Here is a 17,812-nt window from a genome sequence, read left to right as displayed (position 1 = left end):
TAGGAGCTAATAAAGGATTTTCTTATTTCGGCATTCATTTACCGAATAATCAGACAAGTATCCATCTTTCCGTATAATTTACGACAGAAATCGAGACATGCAATTGATTTGTCCCCAAATATTACAAAGACAAGCCATGGGTAGTAATTTTCAATACATTATTTATGGAGCGGGGTGAGGGAGATGGAAGACGAAATTGGGAAAAAGCAAACACACCCAGTTATCCGAAAATGCATGCAGCATTTGGAAATTATCGAAGCAAATGATAAAACTAAACAAATAGTTTATATGTATATGAAAGCAATGGAGAATGAAATCATCAAACTTAGGGAAGAAAAAGTAAATGATCCCATATTAGAGTACCAAAAATGACAACCGGTTATTCGGCTGTCATTTTTTGGTCGTTAAGGAATTAATTAAAAAATACTGTGTGGATAAGATGCAAGAAAGTGAATCGTCATCTAGCTCCAGCGCCTAGCCCCTCGAGGTCAAATAACCTGAGACAATAAAAGTCAAGACCGGACTTTTATTGTCTCAGAACATTTGCTTGTCGGGGCTGACCAAGGCGCTTGCGCTTTTGTTCATAGAGTAGGAAATTATTCCCCTGATAAACGAATTAGCTTTTCAGCTGATAAAAAAGTATATTATACTAAAGTGGCTGAGCTTTTGAAAGTGGGGAATTATGATGAAATTTATCTTTATAATAAAAGAAGCACTCAGGAAATTTTGGAAAAGGACTCATTTGAATCAAATATTAATTTTGTTATTGTCCTTAATAGTATTAGGTGGACTGGGTTACTTTGCATGGTTGGCAAGTGCAGCCAATGTAGAATCATTGAAGCAGGGTTTGTCTCAATCAACAGTCATTTATGATAAAGATGGTGATGAGGCAAGCAAAATATCGGCAAATAGGATAGAAGGGGTAGCAATAGGAAACGTCCCCGATCATTTAAAGAATGCAATCATTGCCATTGAAGACCATCGGTTTATGGAACATAAAGGATTCGATGTTAAGGGGATTTTTCGAGCGTTTTTTATCAATTTAACATCGGGAAAAATTAGAGCTGGTGGGAGTACGATTACTCAGCAATTGACAAAAGTTGCATTACTATCACCGGAAAGAACATATAAACGGAAGATAGAAGAGGTTTTTCTTGCAGTTGAGATGGAAAAAACCTTTACAAAAGACGAGATTTTAGAAATGTACATGAATCAAGTGTACTTTGGAAGTGGTGCATGGGGAGTTCAGAATGCTTCAAGAAAGTATTTTGGCAAAGATGTTGAACAAATCACTTTAAGTGAAGCAGCGATGCTTGCAGGGATTATTAATCGACCATCAGCGCTCGATCCGTATAAAAATTATGAAGCGGCAACCGATCGCCGAGATATTGTATTGGGCCAAATGGAGAAATTTGGAATGATCACCAAGGACCAATATGAAGCGGCTATCAATGAGCATATTGTTTTGGAGGACAAGGGTGGGGATCCATTAGAAGGAAAGTATCCGTATTATACTGATGCTGTTATAAATGAAGCGATCAATCGATATGGCTTTACACAGGATGAACTCTTAACAAGAGGATATAAAATATATACACAAATGGATCAGAACCTCCAATCATCACTGGAAAGAGTTTTTCATAACGACTCTCTTTTCCCGGTAAGCGGCGATGGAACCTTGGCACAAAGTGGATCTGTACTTCTAGATCCATCTACAGGTGGAATTCGGGCACTTGTAGGGGGAAGAGGGGAGCATACTTTTCGTTCCTATAATCGAGCAACACAGTTGACAGCTCAGCCCGGTTCCGTAATGAAACCATTGGCAGTGTATACACCTGCCCTCGAAGCAGGATATAAAGCTCAATCTCTACTTAAAGACGAGCAAGATCTGTCATATGACGGCTACCAGCCAAAAAACTATAATCATCAATATCTTGGGGAAGTTCCGATGTATAAAGCGATAGAAGATTCATTAAATGTCCCAGCTGTCTGGCTATTGAATGAAATCGGCTTAGAAAAAGGCGTCGAATCAGTTAAGAAATTCGGGCTTCCCATACAAAAGGAAGATAAAAACTTAAGCCTTGCACTAGGCGGAACAAAGTCAGGCTATTCACCGAAGCAAATGGCAGAAGCTTATGCCGTTTTCGCAAACGGAGGCCAAAGAATCGAAAGTCACATCATTACAAAGATAGTGGGACCTACCGGAAATATAGAAGCTGCAGCAAAACCGAAAAAAACTCGTGTCACTGATCGGAAAACGGCCGAACAAATGACAGCAATGCTTTTAAATGTTGTCGAAACAGGTACTGGTAGAAATGCTAAGGTAAGTGGACATTCTATCGCTGGTAAAACAGGATCAACTCAACTATCATATGCCGACATAACAGAAGGAACGAAAGACCAGTGGTTTGTTGGGTATACCCCTAACCTCGTTGGCGCCGTTTGGCTAGGCTATGATTATACAGACCGAACACATTATCTAAAAGGAAAAAGTGGGGATACCGTAGTACCAATTTTCCAAGCGGTAATGGATGGCGCTCTAAAATATGTTGAACCAGTCGATTTTGAAACACAATCGATCAATCAAAAGCTAGAGGAACAGCAAAAAAAGGAAGAACGATCATTAAAAGAGCAGTTCAATAAATTCGATGAGAAGATGTTGAAAGAAGCTGAAAAGTGGAGAGAAAAGCTGGATAAGGGTAAAGGTAATCTGAAGAAATTTGAAGAGAAGTTGAAAGAGACATTAAAAAAATTACATGGTGAGTGATTAGAGAAATCTAAGCGGAACAATGACTGTAGAGTTTTTGTTCCGCTTTTTGTTAAGAAAAAAATAGTGTAGATGAAAATTATCTAAATATATGAGAAAATAGAAAAGGTAGAATGATTAGTAATAGGAGGCTATACATATGGGTTATCGAATTGAAAGAGATACCATTGGTGAAATCAAAGTTCCTGAAGATAAGTATTGGGGAGCACAAACACAGCGTAGTAAGGAAAACTTTAAAATTGGCAATGAGAAAATGCCTAATGAAGTAATAAAAGCATTTGCCCATTTAAAGAAAGCGGCTGCAAATGCGAATAATGAGTTAGGCAATCTTTCCGATACTAAAAAATCAGCGATTTCAAAAGCGTGTGACGAAGTGTTGGAAGGTAAATTTGACGAGCATTTTCCGCTCGTTGTATGGCAGACAGGAAGCGGCACTCAGTCTAATATGAATGTGAATGAAGTAGTTGCTCGTCGTGCTAATGAGCTATTAAAAGAGGAAGGATCTGACGAGACTATCCATCCAAATGACGATATCAATATGTCTCAAAGCTCGAACGATACTTTTCCAACAGCTATGCATGTTGCTGCCTACGAAGAAATTTACAAACGCTTACTACCGGCATTAGCCCAACTGAAGCAGACCATTCTTGAAAAAGAAAAAGCGTATATGGATATTATTAAAATCGGTCGTACTCATTTACAAGATGCAACGCCACTTACACTCGGCCAGGAAATTAGCGGTTGGAGAGCTATGCTTGAAAAAAGTGAGCAAATGATCAAAGAAAGTGCGGAGCATTTGCTTAATTTAGCAATAGGTGGAACAGCTGTTGGTACCGGAATTAATGCCCATGCTACTTTTGGTGATAAGGTTGCGGCCCAAATTAGTCATCAAACAGGTTATTCCTTTGTTTCATCCGATAATAAGTTTCATGCTTTAACAAGTCATGATGAAATCGTATTCGTCCACGGCGCAATTAAAGGACTTGCTGCTGATTTGACGAAAATTGCTAACGATGTTCGTTGGCTAGCAAGTGGACCTAGAAGTGGGATCGGAGAAATCAATATCCCAGCTAATGAACCAGGTAGCTCAATTATGCCTGGAAAGGTAAATCCAACTCAAAGTGAGGCATTGACAATGGCTGCTGTTCAAGTTTTCGGCAATGATGCCGCCATTGGTTTTGCTGCTAGCCAAGGAAACTTTGAATTAAACGTTTATAAACCTGTTATTATTTATAATTTCTTGCAATCTGTACATTTGCTTGCTGATGGTATGGTTTCTTTTGATGAAAAATGTGTGCAAGGTTTAGAGCCTAATGTGGATGTCATTGAAGAAAATGTAAATCGTTCACTAATGCTTGTTACTGCCTTAAACCCTCATATTGGATATGAAAAAGCAGCAGAAATTGCAAAACTTGCTTTCAATGAAGGAACAACATTAAAAGCAGCTGCGATTAAAACTGGATACTTAACCGAAGAACAATATGATGAATGGATTGATCCGGAGAAGATGGTTAATTTAAAAGCGTAAGCGAGAGACGGAAGAACGGCTAAGATCGCCACGTCCCGTGGCAACGCCGTCCTGACCTGCATCCTGCAGGCCTCCGACAAGCACAAGGCGAATTGCGAGGAGGCAGCACTTCAGCCACCACAGCAATTTGACTTGTGACCTCGAGGGGCTAGGCGCTGGAGCTGGATATAAAAAATATGATAATTCAGCCCCCGGGTTATCCCGGGGGCTTAGCCATTTTTATTAAATTGTGTTATTGTTGTCCAAATCCGCCAAGTTGTTGTTCAGCCATTTGAACTAAACGCTTTGTAATTTCTCCACCTACTGAACCATTAGCGCGAGAAGTTGTATCCGCACCAAGGTTTACTCCAAATTCTGATGCGATTTCGTATTTCATTTGGTCGATTGCTTGTTGTGCACCTGGAGCTACAAGTTGGTTTGAGCTGCTGTTGTTAGCCATTTGTGTCATCTCCTTGTTGTAAAGTATAGTATTGGTTGGGTTAGCCGGAATTGCACCGGCGCACATAAGATTGTGCCAACTATGGGTTAACCCAGCGATTAAATTTTGTTTGTATATTGTATTATGTTTTTTTTGCAAAAAAATATGCGCGGGTGATACAGGGAATTTTTTCCGAAAAAATATGGAATGTTGACAAGAACGTATAATTAATATTTACTTAATAACGAAAAAAACTCCTGCCAAATGGCAGAAGTTTTTTTATTGAAAAGGGCACTTACGCTTGAAATTATCTAATTCTTTGTTCAGTTGTAATATCGAAGAAATGAGCTTTGTTCATATCAAAAGCAAGATCCATTCTTTGTCCTGGTTGAACAATTGTTCTTGCATCGATTCTTGATACGAAATCTTGATTTCCAATGCTTGAATAAAGCATTGTTTCCGCACCTGTAAGTTCCGCAACTTCGATAAGAACGTTTAATTTTGTTCCTGGAGAAGCGTCGATAAATGCGGGCTCATCATGAATATCTTCAGGACGAACACCAAGCACGACATCTTTATTTACATATCCTTGGTCACGAAGCATTTTCATTTTACCTTCTGGGACGTCAACTTTGAATTCATTTTCAAGTAGGAATCCGTCAGCTTCAAGCTTACCATGGAAGAAGTTCATTGCAGGTGAACCGATAAAGCCACCAACAAAAATGTTCTCTGGGTTATCGTAAACTTCTTTCGGTGATCCAACTTGTTGGATGATCCCGTCTTTCATTACGACGATGCGGCTTGCCATTGTCATTGCTTCAGTTTGGTCATGCGTTACATAAATAGTTGTTGTTTGAAGTCTTTGGTGAAGTTTAGCAATCTCAGCACGCATTTGTACACGAAGTTTAGCGTCAAGGTTTGAAAGCGGCTCGTCCATCAAGAATACTTTTGCATCACGAACGATTGCACGGCCTAGTGCAACACGCTGACGTTGACCACCTGATAGAGCTTTAGGCTTACGATCTAGGAAGTTTTCAAGACCTAGAATTTTTGCAGCGTCATTTACACGTTGTTCAATTTCTTTTTTAGGCATTTTACGTAATTTTAATCCGAACGCCATATTGTCATATACACTCATATGAGGGTATAGAGCATAGTTCTGGAACACCATTGCGATGTCGCGGTCTTTTGGTGCAACATCATTTACTCTTTTATCATCAATATAGAAATCACCTTGAGAAATTTCTTCTAATCCAGCAATCATTCTAAGAGTAGTAGATTTACCGCAACCAGACGGACCAACAAAAACGATAAATTCTTTGTCTTTTACGTGAAGGTTAAAATCTTCTACAGCCGTTACTTTATTGTCATATACTTTATGAATGCCATCCAAACGTAGTTCAGCCATTATTAAATCCCCCTAGTAATTGTATTGTATCTGATTACTAGTTTACAGAATGCGCTTTCATGAAGCTATGGACAAGGTGCACAAAAAACGAGTCGAATTTTTGGGCAACGTGCATATTAGTCTTCCTCATGATTGTATAAACAACCTAAATAAGCAAAAAAGGCACCATGGAAAGTTTTAATGTCAATACCTGTTTTTTCAATAAATTTATCGATACGATACTGAAGACTATTTCGATGCATAAAAAGTTGTTTAGCAGTAAGTGTCGCATTCGATTGATTTTCAATATAACGTTTAATTGTTTCAGATAAGTCATGATCTTCAACTAAGAGATTATGTATATCACCGAATAAAATGTTTCTATCACATTTGGGAATGGATCGGAATACATAGGAGGGCATTAATTTTTCCAAAGTGAAAATTCGGTCTTCCGATTGCTCATCAAGCGATAGCTGAAATATAGATTTTTCCAATGTAAATAGCTGCTTTAGTTTGTCATCCGGAGAATGAAAACGACCGATAAAAAAATGGACTTTAAAGAAAAAATCACTTTCAAACGCTTGGATTGCAGAGAAAAGCTCGTCTTCATCCATTTGTAATTCCCTTTGGTCTTCAACGATTACTCCGTCATAACCACTAAATGGTACGATGCTTATTTCATGAGGAAATAAACTTTTAACTGCTTCTTCCCATTCATCGAATTGAAATTGTTCACGCATATTTGATATAGAAAAATGAATAAAGCGGCAATGATTTTGTTGGAATGAAGGTACTGGCTCATCGAACAGAAAAAAATTGCGCCACAGCCGTACAGACTCCGAAACGTTAATCGACTCGTCTACCGCTGTCATTGTAAATAAGGTTTTTAAAATATTGATTTCTTTCGGAGATAAGTCTGTTGAAGGAATTCCCATATATTGTTCTGTATTGTTTTCCTTGAACCAATACATATGGGGATCTAAACTGGGTGTTGCTGTAAAAATAGCATTTGGATATAATTCCGTTAAACGATTAATCATAGGTGTCGCCTCTTTATTTTATAAATTGAATGGGGTGGGCTTTCGATCCTCCACCCCTTTTGATCTTTTATTCCATATATTCCGGTGGGTCTTCAGGAAAAAAGTCTGTCGATTGTTCAATATTGGTGGAATCGGCTCGCATATGGACAGATCCTCCCGACATCCCTTCATTGACCATCCTGTCGACATCCATGTAAAATTGATCTCTTCCTTCATTCTGTGTATCAGGTAAAAAAAGATCTGCATTTCTTTTCTTATCCATGCCATCAGCCTCCTTACATCTAGTGTTGGCTGCAAATAGCATGCTGCATTCAAAGTTGTTCTTGGTAAAGTTTAGCTAACGCTGGGTATCATATATATGATAGAGCATTAAATCATGGATTTGTTTTTCTAAAATGGCCTGATCTTGTTCCTTAGGAGCAAGTGACATCCATTGTATACTCCCATCTGGATGATAGGTTCCTTCGTATTTACATCTATTGAAATAAAAAGAAAACCGCCATCCGGGAAGACGTTTGTCTTCATATAAAGACTGAACCTGGAAATGCAAGAGCATTCTGACTCACCTCATAACCATTGTAGCAAAGATTACTGAATATTTCAGAGTGTTTTTTGCGTCATGTAAATAGCGAAGGATAGAGGAAGCTTTCTTGTTAACATATCTTCGGTCTGCAAACCTGGGTGGGAAAAAATAAACCTGCTTGGTTTTGAATCAGCTTCTAGCATCCATACCTTTCCTTCATAATCAATTCCAAGTTCAAAGCCAATTTCACCGAAGGTACCACCAAGATTTTTTTCAATCCCTTCAGCAAGAGCAAGAGCTGCTATTTCAAGCTTCTCTTTAAATAATTCCAGTTCCTTCTGATCCGGAAAAACATCACTTAGCATTAAGATGAAGTTGTGATTTCGATCAGAGGCTGATCCTTTTCGCTTTTTCGCTGCCATTGCACTGACTTGCCATTTTCCAGTTTCATTTTTATTAACTTGAACACGGAAATCGATGGGCTGCTTTTCTCTACGTATTAACCGAATGCCTTGTTGTACGATGAGCTTCTCTAGAGACTGTCCTTTGAAAACTTTACTCATCAGTCTCTCGAGTGTTTCAAACTTTAGCAATCGGGCTTTTCCTTCATATATACGGCAATAATAAATGCTTTCAATTTTATCGTAAATAATTTGGACGACTCGTCTTTCGGTTCTATCTTGAGGATTTTTCAAAAATACATGACCATATTCAGCCAGCATACGTTCCATTTCAGAAAATGATGTGAAAGATAATGTTTCAGGCAAATAAGTATCAGTTTGGGCGTCGTTGTACAGTCTTTCAAACAATTCAAGCTGGTTAAAAAAACCTGGGTTATACCATGGGATCAAATAATCCTTTTCTAATTTAGACTTGACTATTATCGCTTTTTCCATCGTTTCTGATTGACTATAGGGGAGGCGGTCATAAACTACGTTTGGAAAAGGCACTTTCCTTCGTTCCCAACCTTTATCAAAGTAAAAATATCCATTTATTAATCCATGTTCCCAATCGATATGTTGTTCGCCGAACAGAAAAGATACTGCCCCTACATCGGATTGGACAGAAAGTAACTTGGCAAATAAAGTCGATCTTTCTCCAATTGGTGAAATTTGAAACGGAGTAAATCCAGAAGAGAAGATACCTACAAGCGGTCCTAAATAAATTGTCTCATCATTGGAAAATAAGCAAAGTGAAGAAATTTCTTTAGGCAAATTCAGCTTTTTTGCTAGTCGAGAGCTTACCGAAATTACATTTCGTCCATTAGGCTGTCTTGCGCCTGTAACTTCAGTCCAACTGGAACCAAAGGCAATTTTTTCAGGAGGCACTTCGACTTCATACTCCCTTGGATAAAAAAATTGAAGATCAGGACTATCAAAAACTTCAAGATTAAAATACTCAGCCATTTACAAAACTCCTTTCAAAGCGTCCACGTTTGCGTTGATCTGGAATCTTTCCTTATAATCAGGGGGAACCTTGCAATTGAGATTGGGCGCATTATATTTTTATCGTATGAAAAAAATTAGTTAATGTTCATACAACCCGGTATAACATAGGAGAGGATGATGGAGATGTCTGACTGGGTATGGCGAATGGCTTTTATGGTATTCGTTGGAGCAATTATAGGTGGATTAACCAACTTTTTGGCGATTATAATGCTGTTCCGACCATATAAAACGTATTTTATAGGGAAATGGCAGCTGCCTTTCACCCCTGGATTAATACCTAAAAGAAAAGACGAGCTTGCCACGCAAATTGGGAAGATTGTCGTAGAGCATTTGGTAACTCCTGAAAGCCTCCAAAAAAAATTAAAAGGTGAGAAGTTCAGGCAAGAGACAGAGGCGTTGGTTAGCCAAAAGTTAAACAGCTGGCTAGATAAAGGTTTGACATTGGAGCAATTGCTGAATCAACTTCATATTAATGAACCAATCGCTCAAACGAATGCTTATATTAATAAAAAAATCGAACGAAAATATACAGGTCTAAAAGAACAATATTGGACCAAAAGTATCAATAATATATTGCCAGCAGAGTGGACGGAAGAATTGCAAGGTAAGATCCCGGATGTAGCTGATCATATTATTCAAAAAGTAACCGACTATTTTGCTACACAGGAAGGTAAAGAAAAAATAAAAATCATGATTGAAAACTTCCTTAAAGAACGAGGGAAACTGTGGAATATGGTACAAATGTTTATTGGCAATGATTCGTTAGCAGATAAATTTCAGCCTGAAATTATTAAGTTTTTCAATAATCCCAGCACAAAAACAATGCTTGTAAACATACTTGAATCTGAATGGGACAAGTTGCAAAATAAACCAATAGATGCAATTTTTACAAATATGAAAGATGATCAATTATTGCTTCACACAAAACAAATAGTTGCCAGTATATTTCAAGTGGAGCCATTTTTCAAAAAAACAATTGCTGAGCTAATCTCTCCATATAGAGAAAAATTGCAGGAAGAAATTGTACCGCGTATCCTTGAGGCAGCGGGCGAATATCTCACAAATCGTTCAGGTGAAATTTTAGAAAGATTCCAGGTGGAGGAGATTGTTCGAGAACAAATTGAATCATTCTCCTTGCAGCGGCTCGAAGAACTTGTAATATCGATTGCAAAAAAAGAATTGGCCATGATTACATATTTGGGGGCCATTTTAGGTGGGGCTATCGGGCTAATTCAGGGAATCATTGTTTTGTTGACATAGTAATATGCTAAAATAATGGGGAAAAGGAGGTTTTACCAAATGACAACAAATTTGTATGATTATGCTTATGAACTTGAAAAAGCGATGCGAAAAAGCGACGAGTATATTCATTTGAAAAAGATGTATAAAGAAGTGGAAAACGATGAAACGGCTAGATCTATGTTTGATGCATTCCGAAATGTCCAAATGCAGCTTCAGCAAAAGCAGATGGCAGGTCAAGACATTACAGAAGATGAAATTATGGAAGCACAATCGATAGCTAACCGAGTTCAAGAAAATGAAAAAGTGACAAAGCTGATGGATGCTGAACAGCGCATGAGCATGGCGATTAATGAATTGAATAAAATTATTATGAAGCCCCTCGATGATCTATATGGCAAGATGATGGGATAAAACTTATAAAATCCGCTTTCCTAGTGAAGGCGGTTTTTTTCTATGGTTCTATCCTGAATATGCCCTTCATAAAATATAAAAGTAATAAAGCTCTATGTTGCATTATAAGGGGGGAGCATCATGGTTTATAAACTGCTTGCATTAAATATTGACGGTACATTATTGCAAGATAATGGCCGCATAAATAAAATGACCCGGGAAGCAATTGAGTATGCCAAGAAAAAAGGAATTTCTGTTATCCTTACAACATCAAGAAATTTCCCATCGGCAAAGAGAGTAGCTAAGACACTTAAAATAGATGAATATATCGTTTCCCACCAAGGTGGATATATTGGTAAGGAATGGAAGAAACCCATCTTTGTAAATAGAATTCATGAACAGATTTCAAGCGAAATCGTTTCCTTACTTGAATCATTTCCTTGCCAAATCAAGCTGGTTCATGAACAATTTTCGCTCGGCAATAAAGTGAAATTACCTGAAAATATGATGGCGAAGGTGGTATTTCAACCTTCTGGCAAGTTTTCTTATTCGGAACAATATGTTGACGTGCTAAGTGATAGATTACTTGATAGTCCAGTTTCTCCACCTAAGATTGAAGCCTTATTTGAACATACTGCTGATTTCGCCGACGCAAAGAAAGCTATAACTGAAATGTATGACGAAGTTGATTGTATCGATTCAGGCAGCTTAAAGTTAGAAATTGTAGCGGCGGGAGTTTCGAAATTGAATGGCGTAAAGTTGGTGTGTGAGCGACTTGGTATCCTTCCATACGAAGTTGTTGCAATTGGAGCAGGAATGGATGATTTGCCACTTGTTAAATGGGCAGGACTAGGAGTATCAATGGGGAATGCACCAATAGAAGTTAAACAAGCAGCGAACTGGAATACACGGTCGAATAATGACAACGGTGTTGCCTATATGGTAAAGGAACATTTCCGCAAACAGTATAAACTTGAATTTTTGAAAAAAATTAATGTATTAAAGTAAAGGGCAGTTCCCTTTACAAACAATAATGGTATGCACACTCAATTTTCATATATGAAAGTTAAGTGTGCATCAGACTGTAGACAAACTCGAAATAACGAGTTGTCTACAGCCTTTTTTATTTTTATATGGGATAGAGCAGGTTTTCCGAAGCTTACCGCTCGCTTTCCGCGGGGCGAGCGCCGAGCCGCTTCGTCGCTACGCTCCTGCAGGGTCTCGGCTGTCTCGCATATCCCGCAGGAGTCGAGCGGAAGCTTCTCCAATCCAATAAATTAAGATGAGTTTATTTAGTATGTATTCGGAATTCTCTCCATGCGTCAAACAATTAAAACCAACATGGCTAATCGTAGGTTTTTAGTCTAGGACTAATTTCATTAATTGGGAGATTTTTTCAAAGATTCATTCATTTGAATTGTGAATGAGCGCCCATTCAGTTATCTTATTCTTATAGAGATTGTATAAAGGGAGGTTAAATACTTGGAGACTACGTTCCAAACAGTTGAACTTGAAATTCAAGGGAGCACTGCAGTCGTAAAAATGAACAGGCCAAAGGCATTAAATGCATTAAATTTAATGATGATTGACGAACTGGACGCATGCTTGAAAGTAGTAAGAGCAGATGAAAAACTGAAAATGGTAGTGTTAAGCGGGAACGGGGGAGCATTTTCTGCTGGTGGAGATATTAAGGAAATGCTGCAATTACAAGGGGAAGATGCTTTTTTTAACATAATGGATAAAATCAATGCTCTCATCGTAACAATTTATAGTATGCCACAATTGACGATTGCTGCAATTGAAGGTGCAGCGGCGGGCCTAGGATTAAGTATTGCTCTTGCAGCAGATCACATCATTTGCTCTGAAGAGAGCCGGATTGCTATGAATTTTATTGGAATCGGACTTATCCCAGATGGTGGGGGGCATTTTTTGTTGGGGGAAAGAATGGGTACAAGAAAAGCAAAGCAGCTTATTTGGGAAGGAAAAACATTGACTGCAGATGAGGCGAAAAATATCGGTCTCGTCGATGAAGTTGCTGTGGTTGATGTACAAGCTGCAGTTAGAAGACGGTTAGAATTTTGGGAAAATCGGCCGATGTTAGCTATGATTAAAACGAAAAAAATATATGCTGAGTTAAACAGAGAGAAATTACTGAAAACACTGGAACTTGAAAAGCAGGGACAATGGGTGATGAGACAGACGAGAGACCATCAAGAAGGAATTGAAGCATTTGTAGAAAAACGTCCGCCTGTATTTCGAGGCGAATAATAAATTTACACAGTGACCTTCATATCGAAAATAGCGATATGAAGGCCATTTTTCGTTTTGGAAGAAAAAAAGAATGAGCCGCCTACGTCTAATTCCGCTAGGTCAAATAACCTTTTACCAATATCTGGTCTCTGAAGGTGAAAACAATTTGGAGCTTCCGCATTTATTAGCGATGAAATAAAACAAGCATCCCCTCTGGTGATGTACATCGATGGGTTTTTTCTATTAAGTCTTTTTCAGTAAGTATCGCACTACCTTTTTCTTTAGCCTCATGATGGTCTGCAGCTTCAAAGCCTTCATCAAGCAATTTCTCTCCAGTTTGTTCAAAGGCAGTTAATTTATATATTGGCATCCGAGCCCCTCCTTAACGCTTCCCTTATTAACTGTTATTTTTACATACTCAGCTTCAAATGAAAAGAGTAATAGACTAATTTCCGCTTGTCTTTTGATCCTACTTCTGGCAGCGCGCTACTCCATGTTGTATAATATAGGAACGTATATTCGTTTTGAGGGGAGGACGCACGCTTGGAAGGAATTCGGTTTATTCACACAGCGGATTTGCATTTGGATAGTCCATTCCTAGGACTAAACCATTTGCCTAAGGATTTATTTGAACGCATTCAAGAAAGCACATTTGCTGCATTTGAAAAAGTTGTTGATCTCGCTATTGAGCAAGCGGTTGATTTTGTTGTCATCGTAGGCGATTTATTCGATGGGGAAGATAGGAGCATCAAAGCACAGGCGAGATTAAGAAAACAGATGGAAAGGCTTCGTGATGCTGAAATCTTTGCATTTATAACTCACGGTAATCACGATCACCTCGCAGGTAGCTGGCTTATGTTGGACATGCCTGAAAATGTTCAGATTTTCTCAAGTGAGGTAGAAATGAAATCGGTCACTGTTAAGAGTGGATGTAATGTTCATTTATATGGATTTAGTTATCCTGAAAGACATGTGGTCGATAGGAAAATTTCCGAATATGAAAAAGTAGGCGAAGCACATTTTCATATTGGTCTGTTACATGGCCATTGTGAAGGAGGTATTAGCCTTCATCAGCCTTATGCCCCCTTTTCAATTGTTGAACTACTACAAAAGGATATGGACTATTGGGCCTTAGGACATATACATAAAAAACAAATCTTGAATGAGGATCCTTTTATTGTTTATCCGGGGAATATACAAGGGCGTCACCGAAATGAAGACGGTGAGAAAGGCTGCTATATTGTCACACTGGAATCAAGTGGACATAGTCAATTGGAATTTCATGAAACGGATATTATTCGCTGGGAATCAGTGGATTTAAATTGTGAAGAAAATATGGGGCTCACAGATTTATATACGATCATTACGCAACATATGGAAACATTAAATTCTATTGGACTTGGAATCATGCTTGAAATCAACCTTCAAAATCCAAGTGTCATTTCAGCCGACCTAAAATTAAAAATCGATAATGGTGAGTTTTTGGAAATGCTGCAAGACGGGATTGATTTTACTGAAGCCTTCGTTTGGCCATATAAAATTAATTTAAACTTTGCCGCTGAAAAAGCAAATAGCACCTTGATAGATGTATCATTTATTCACATGCTGAATCTAGCAATAAAGGATATGGAAAAGGATACATTCGATGAAGCAGTTTCTAGTTTGTTTTCACATATTTACGGGAGTCGGTATTTGACGCAGATTGAAGAAATTGAAAAAAAGGCGCTATTAGAATCGGCGAAAGAACTGATTGTTAGGCAGCTTGGAAACTAATGGAGGGAGGCTGAAATATTGAAAGTAAAAAGTTTACATATTTACGGTTACGGAAAACTTATTGATTTTCAGATTCGGGAAATTTCTTCTTTGCAAATTATTTACGGGGAAAATGAAGCTGGAAAATCAACGATCATGTCATTTATCCATAGTATCCTCTTCGGCTTTCCATCCAAGCAGCAAGCAATTTTAAGATATGAGCCGAAAAGACATTCTGCATATGGCGGGCGGCTCATATTGGAAACGAGTACACATGGAGAGGTTGTTATCGAACGTGTAAAAGGTAAATCATCGGGCGATGTATCTATCATCTTAGAGGATGGGACAAGGGGAGGGGAAGAGCTGCTATCTAACTTGCTTGAAGGAATGGATAAAGCAATGTATCAAAGTATATTCTCGTTTAATCTCCATGGCCTTCAAGAGGTACAGCGTATAAAAGGTGATGAAATTGGCCGTTATTTAATTGCAGCTGGCACGATTGGAACGGATATGCTCCTAAGTGCGGAGCAGCTCTTTCAAAAAGAGCTTGACCAACTGTTTAAGCCAAGCGGAAGAAAGCCTAGGCTTAATGAACAAATAAAGGTACTGCGTGAACAGGAGAAAGAACTTAAAAACGCCAAGCAGCAAAATGCCCAATACGAAGCTATTCTTTTGAAGAAAGAGACAATCGAACGCAATATAGCCAAAATAGAAATTGAGTTGAGGAAAGATGAACAAGAGCTTCAAAACGGAAAAGAACTGCTTAGAAAATGGCCTCTCATTTATGAAAATAATCAGCTCCAGAGCCGAATAAAGGAAATCGGTTCCATCCAATTTCCAGCTAATGGTCTTGCCCGATATGAGACAAACCTAGATAAAATAGTCACTATATCTAGTCGTATTAGTGGAATTAAGGAAAGAATTCGACAAACTCATAGATTGCTGAAAGATCATGCTTTTATCGATGCTTTTCAGCCAATGATGGTAAGAGCTGAAAAAATGATTAATGAATGGTCCTATTTTCAGCACCTTGAAACGGTAATCGCAACCTTGCAAAGAAAAAAAATAGATTGTAACGAACGAATAGAAGCAATTTGCCAGGAATTACATTATCCAATAGGGGGGCATTTTCGGGAAGTTAATTTAAGTATTGATATAAAAGGACGAATCAAGGACTTATTGAATCAGGATGTCCGTCTGGATTCGAAGCTCGGAGAAATTAGAACACAAATTATCCAAGCGATGAACAAGCAGAAGAAAATGGAGAATATTTGCCAGGAAATTGAATTGACGTTACTGCCAGAAAATGAATTCAAGCAATTACAAATTGAAAAGCAAGATTGGGAGAATACCGAGCAACTGCGCAAGGAAAAGAAAGATAATGAAAAAGAACTCGAATTATTGTTAAAAAATGAAGCAAGATCTAAGCACCTGAAGAAAAAAGAACGGGATCAAGCATATGCAAGGACGGGAGTTTTTCTTATTATTAGTATTGGACTTCTCATTTGGACATTAAGTTCATCGCAATGGGTGATGTCTACATTTGCTGCGATCGCACTTGCCTTTTCGATATTATCCTTAAATACGATGAGGAAAAACAATGCTACAAGTCCACAGGAAAGTGAGCGTCTGAAGCAACGAATTCAAGTACTTTCTAATACACTTTCTAAGCGAAATACGGGCATGGACGATTCACTTAAGCGCTATGAAGAGCAAGTCCGCCTTAGAGAAGAGTGGAAAAATTCATATTCCCTTCTTGAACAACATAAACAGCAAATCAATGAACTAAGAGAGCAGGAGCAAAAATCTGCTGATTTATATTATGAAAATCAATTAAAGTTACAAGAGATTAGAGATGAACTCGGATTAGTCCAAAATTTCTCTGTATCACGACTTGATGACGCCTATGAACTATTGTTGGAGCTATCGCAACTTATAAAAACGAAAGCAAAAACAAAGGACGAGTTAAAGGAATATTTACAGAGACATGAGCAATGGATTTCCACTCTAAGTGAGCTTTCTCATGCCGCTGGTATTGAATTTGAAGAGCCAGGAGTAACTTTTTTTCAGCTAAAGAAAATATTTAAACAAGAACAAGAAAAAACCATTATTCAAAAAGAGCTCACAGGTAAATTATTAGAGTTAACAGACGAGGCTAGGCCGCTAGAGTTTGAATTGGAACAATATCAATCTTCCCTTAGTAAATTACAAACTTTGGCTGAAGTAGACTGCGAAGAAGAATTTCGGAAAAAAGCGAGAGAGTTTGAAGAATTAACTAAAATGCAGGAGCGGGTCGCGATGTTGACAGCTCAACTTGGAAGTAATTTACCGGATACTGCGCGGATGTCCAAATCAGATGAAGAAATAAAAGAACGGCTGATTGCGCTTAAAGAAAAAAACAAAAAAACATCTGTCCAACTTGATGAACTTCGTAGCGAGCTTGCTTCCGTCCGTCATCAACTGCAGCTCTTGGAAGAAGGCGGGTCGTACACAGAAAAACTGCATCGCTTCCACCAACTTCGATCTATTTTTAATGAGGAATCAAGAAACTGGGCAAGAATTGCGATTGCAAAGTCACTAGTCCAAAAAATCATGGATAATTATAAAAAGGAACGATTCCCAAAAGTCGTGAAAAAAGCGCAAGAATATATGGCTTTTTTAACTGATGGAGAGTATACTCGCTTAACCTTCCTCCCAGAGGGCAGCCTTGTTGTAGAGAGTTCGGATGGCGTTCTATTTGATCCAGCAGAATTAAGCCAAGGAACCGGGGAACAGTTGTATACTGCGTTGCGGTTTGCGCTGGTCCAAGTTCTTAAAGGGGATTACCCATTTCCAATTATTATAGATGATGGATTTGTAAATTTCGATTATGTGCGGACCCAAAAAGTCCTTCGGCTTATTGAAAAGGTTAGTGAGACTACGCAAATTCTGTTGTTCACATGTCACGAACATATACGAAATCATTTCCAAGATGAATCTATTGTTTCTTTGCCCGGAAAAAAGGAACAGCTAATCGTAAATAATCAATGATGGCTCCTTTCTGAGCAGCTAATAAAATGATATGATA

The 17,812-nt window shown here is 38.3% G+C and carries 16 protein-coding genes; 9 read left to right on the top strand and 7 right to left on the bottom strand.

Features of this window, described 5'->3' with window-relative positions; genetic code table 11:
* Window positions 1-183: 183 nt before the first annotated feature.
* The 3 genes from KHA88_RS08925 to fumC all read left to right on the top strand — a co-directional run bounded on the left by KHA88_RS08925 (window position 184) and on the right by fumC (window position 4,295).
* Window positions 184-372 (top strand): hypothetical protein, encoded by a 189-nt coding sequence (locus KHA88_RS08925; protein WP_213096262.1) that lies wholly within the window; start codon window positions 184-186, stop codon window positions 370-372.
* A 313-nt stretch (window positions 373-685) separates the two neighbouring features.
* Window positions 686-2,767, top strand: coding sequence for a transglycosylase domain-containing protein (locus KHA88_RS08920; protein ID WP_213096263.1), 2,082 nt, complete (start codon window positions 686-688; stop codon window positions 2,765-2,767).
* Between the two features lie 139 nt (window positions 2,768-2,906).
* Window positions 2,907-4,295, top strand: coding sequence for a class II fumarate hydratase (fumC, locus tag KHA88_RS08915; protein ID WP_213096264.1), 1,389 nt, complete (start codon window positions 2,907-2,909; stop codon window positions 4,293-4,295).
* A gap of 232 nt (window positions 4,296-4,527) precedes the next feature.
* Here the strand turns inward: fumC and KHA88_RS08910 are convergent, their stop codons facing one another.
* The 6 genes from KHA88_RS08910 to KHA88_RS08885 form a co-directional block, all read right to left on the bottom strand.
* The gene (locus KHA88_RS08910) at window positions 4,528-4,734 is read right to left on the bottom strand and encodes an alpha/beta-type small acid-soluble spore protein (protein ID WP_213096265.1); all 207 of its coding nucleotides are present in this window, start codon (window positions 4,732-4,734) and stop codon (window positions 4,528-4,530) included.
* 286 nt (window positions 4,735-5,020) lie between these two features.
* Window positions 5,021-6,121 (bottom strand): ABC transporter ATP-binding protein, encoded by a 1,101-nt coding sequence (locus tag KHA88_RS08905; RefSeq protein WP_213096266.1) that lies wholly within the window; start codon window positions 6,119-6,121, stop codon window positions 5,021-5,023.
* 116 nt (window positions 6,122-6,237) lie between these two features.
* Complete coding sequence (locus KHA88_RS08900; protein WP_213096267.1) at window positions 6,238-7,140, bottom strand: helix-turn-helix domain-containing protein; 903 nt, start codon at window positions 7,138-7,140, stop codon at window positions 6,238-6,240.
* Window positions 7,141-7,207: 67 nt separating this feature from the next.
* Window positions 7,208-7,402, bottom strand: a complete 195-nt coding sequence (locus KHA88_RS08895) for a hypothetical protein (RefSeq protein ID WP_213096268.1) — start codon at window positions 7,400-7,402, stop codon at window positions 7,208-7,210.
* Between the two features lie 75 nt (window positions 7,403-7,477).
* Window positions 7,478-7,696 (bottom strand): YheE family protein, encoded by a 219-nt coding sequence (locus KHA88_RS08890; RefSeq protein WP_213096269.1) that lies wholly within the window; start codon window positions 7,694-7,696, stop codon window positions 7,478-7,480.
* Window positions 7,697-7,740: 44 nt separating this feature from the next.
* The gene (locus KHA88_RS08885) at window positions 7,741-9,069 is read right to left on the bottom strand and encodes a YheC/YheD family endospore coat-associated protein (protein ID WP_213096270.1); all 1,329 of its coding nucleotides are present in this window, start codon (window positions 9,067-9,069) and stop codon (window positions 7,741-7,743) included.
* A gap of 165 nt (window positions 9,070-9,234) precedes the next feature.
* Here KHA88_RS08885 and KHA88_RS08880 point away from each other — a divergent pair, with 165 nt between their 5' ends.
* The 4 genes from KHA88_RS08880 to KHA88_RS08865 all read left to right on the top strand — a co-directional run bounded on the left by KHA88_RS08880 (window position 9,235) and on the right by KHA88_RS08865 (window position 13,011).
* A complete protein-coding gene (locus KHA88_RS08880; RefSeq protein ID WP_213096271.1) occupies window positions 9,235-10,371 on the top strand; it encodes a DUF445 domain-containing protein in 1,137 nt (378 codons plus the stop codon).
* Between the two features lie 39 nt (window positions 10,372-10,410).
* On the top strand, window positions 10,411-10,764 hold the full coding sequence (locus tag KHA88_RS08875) for a YlbF/YmcA family competence regulator (RefSeq protein ID WP_213096272.1): 354 nt from the start codon (window positions 10,411-10,413) through the stop codon (window positions 10,762-10,764).
* Between the two features lie 120 nt (window positions 10,765-10,884).
* Window positions 10,885-11,751, top strand: a complete 867-nt coding sequence (locus tag KHA88_RS08870; protein WP_213096273.1) for a Cof-type HAD-IIB family hydrolase — start codon at window positions 10,885-10,887, stop codon at window positions 11,749-11,751.
* A gap of 474 nt (window positions 11,752-12,225) precedes the next feature.
* Window positions 12,226-13,011, top strand: a complete 786-nt coding sequence (locus tag KHA88_RS08865; protein ID WP_213096274.1) for an enoyl-CoA hydratase — start codon at window positions 12,226-12,228, stop codon at window positions 13,009-13,011.
* Window positions 13,012-13,177: 166 nt separating this feature from the next.
* On the opposite strand, the gene KHA88_RS08860 is transcribed toward KHA88_RS08865, so the two are convergent.
* Window positions 13,178-13,363, bottom strand: coding sequence for a YhzD family protein (locus KHA88_RS08860; RefSeq protein WP_213096275.1), 186 nt, complete (start codon window positions 13,361-13,363; stop codon window positions 13,178-13,180).
* A 173-nt stretch (window positions 13,364-13,536) separates the two neighbouring features.
* Here KHA88_RS08860 and KHA88_RS08855 point away from each other — a divergent pair, with 173 nt between their 5' ends.
* Together KHA88_RS08855 and KHA88_RS08850 are read left to right on the top strand one after the other, a co-directional pair.
* Window positions 13,537-14,766 carry a metallophosphoesterase family protein gene (locus KHA88_RS08855; protein WP_213096276.1) on the top strand — a complete coding sequence of 410 codons (1,230 nt, stop codon included), beginning with the start codon at window positions 13,537-13,539 and terminating at the stop codon, window positions 14,764-14,766.
* Window positions 14,767-14,784: 18 nt separating this feature from the next.
* Window positions 14,785-17,775, top strand: coding sequence for an AAA family ATPase (locus KHA88_RS08850; protein ID WP_213096277.1), 2,991 nt, complete (start codon window positions 14,785-14,787; stop codon window positions 17,773-17,775).
* Window positions 17,776-17,812 lie beyond the last annotated feature (37 nt).

It is taken from the genome of Lederbergia citrea, from assembly GCF_018343525.1.
In the GTDB taxonomy this organism is placed as follows: domain Bacteria; phylum Bacillota; class Bacilli; order Bacillales; family Bacillaceae_C; genus Lederbergia; species Lederbergia citrea.
This window is presented reverse-complemented; position numbering and strand designations above follow the sequence as displayed.

Bases quoted from the DNA above. Each gene is read 5' to 3' on its own strand.
- KHA88_RS08925 (WP_213096262.1), top strand. From the start codon at position 184: ATGGAAGACGAAATTGGGAAAAAGCAAACACACCCAGTTATCCGAAAA.
- KHA88_RS08920 (WP_213096263.1), top strand. From the start codon at position 686: ATGAAATTTATCTTTATAATAAAAGAAGCACTCAGGAAATTTTGGAAA.
- fumC (WP_213096264.1), top strand. From the start codon at position 2,907: ATGGGTTATCGAATTGAAAGAGATACCATTGGTGAAATCAAAGTTCCT.
- KHA88_RS08910 (WP_213096265.1), bottom strand. From the start codon at position 4,734: ATGGCTAACAACAGCAGCTCAAACCAACTTGTAGCTCCAGGTGCACAA.
- KHA88_RS08905 (WP_213096266.1), bottom strand. From the start codon at position 6,121: ATGGCTGAACTACGTTTGGATGGCATTCATAAAGTATATGACAATAAA.
- KHA88_RS08900 (WP_213096267.1), bottom strand. From the start codon at position 7,140: ATGATTAATCGTTTAACGGAATTATATCCAAATGCTATTTTTACAGCA.
- KHA88_RS08895 (WP_213096268.1), bottom strand. From the start codon at position 7,402: ATGGATAAGAAAAGAAATGCAGATCTTTTTTTACCTGATACACAGAAT.
- KHA88_RS08890 (WP_213096269.1), bottom strand. From the start codon at position 7,696: ATGCTCTTGCATTTCCAGGTTCAGTCTTTATATGAAGACAAACGTCTT.
- KHA88_RS08885 (WP_213096270.1), bottom strand. From the start codon at position 9,069: ATGGCTGAGTATTTTAATCTTGAAGTTTTTGATAGTCCTGATCTTCAA.
- KHA88_RS08880 (WP_213096271.1), top strand. From the start codon at position 9,235: ATGTCTGACTGGGTATGGCGAATGGCTTTTATGGTATTCGTTGGAGCA.
- KHA88_RS08875 (WP_213096272.1), top strand. From the start codon at position 10,411: ATGACAACAAATTTGTATGATTATGCTTATGAACTTGAAAAAGCGATG.
- KHA88_RS08870 (WP_213096273.1), top strand. From the start codon at position 10,885: ATGGTTTATAAACTGCTTGCATTAAATATTGACGGTACATTATTGCAA.
- KHA88_RS08860 (WP_213096275.1), bottom strand. From the start codon at position 13,363: ATGCCAATATATAAATTAACTGCCTTTGAACAAACTGGAGAGAAATTG.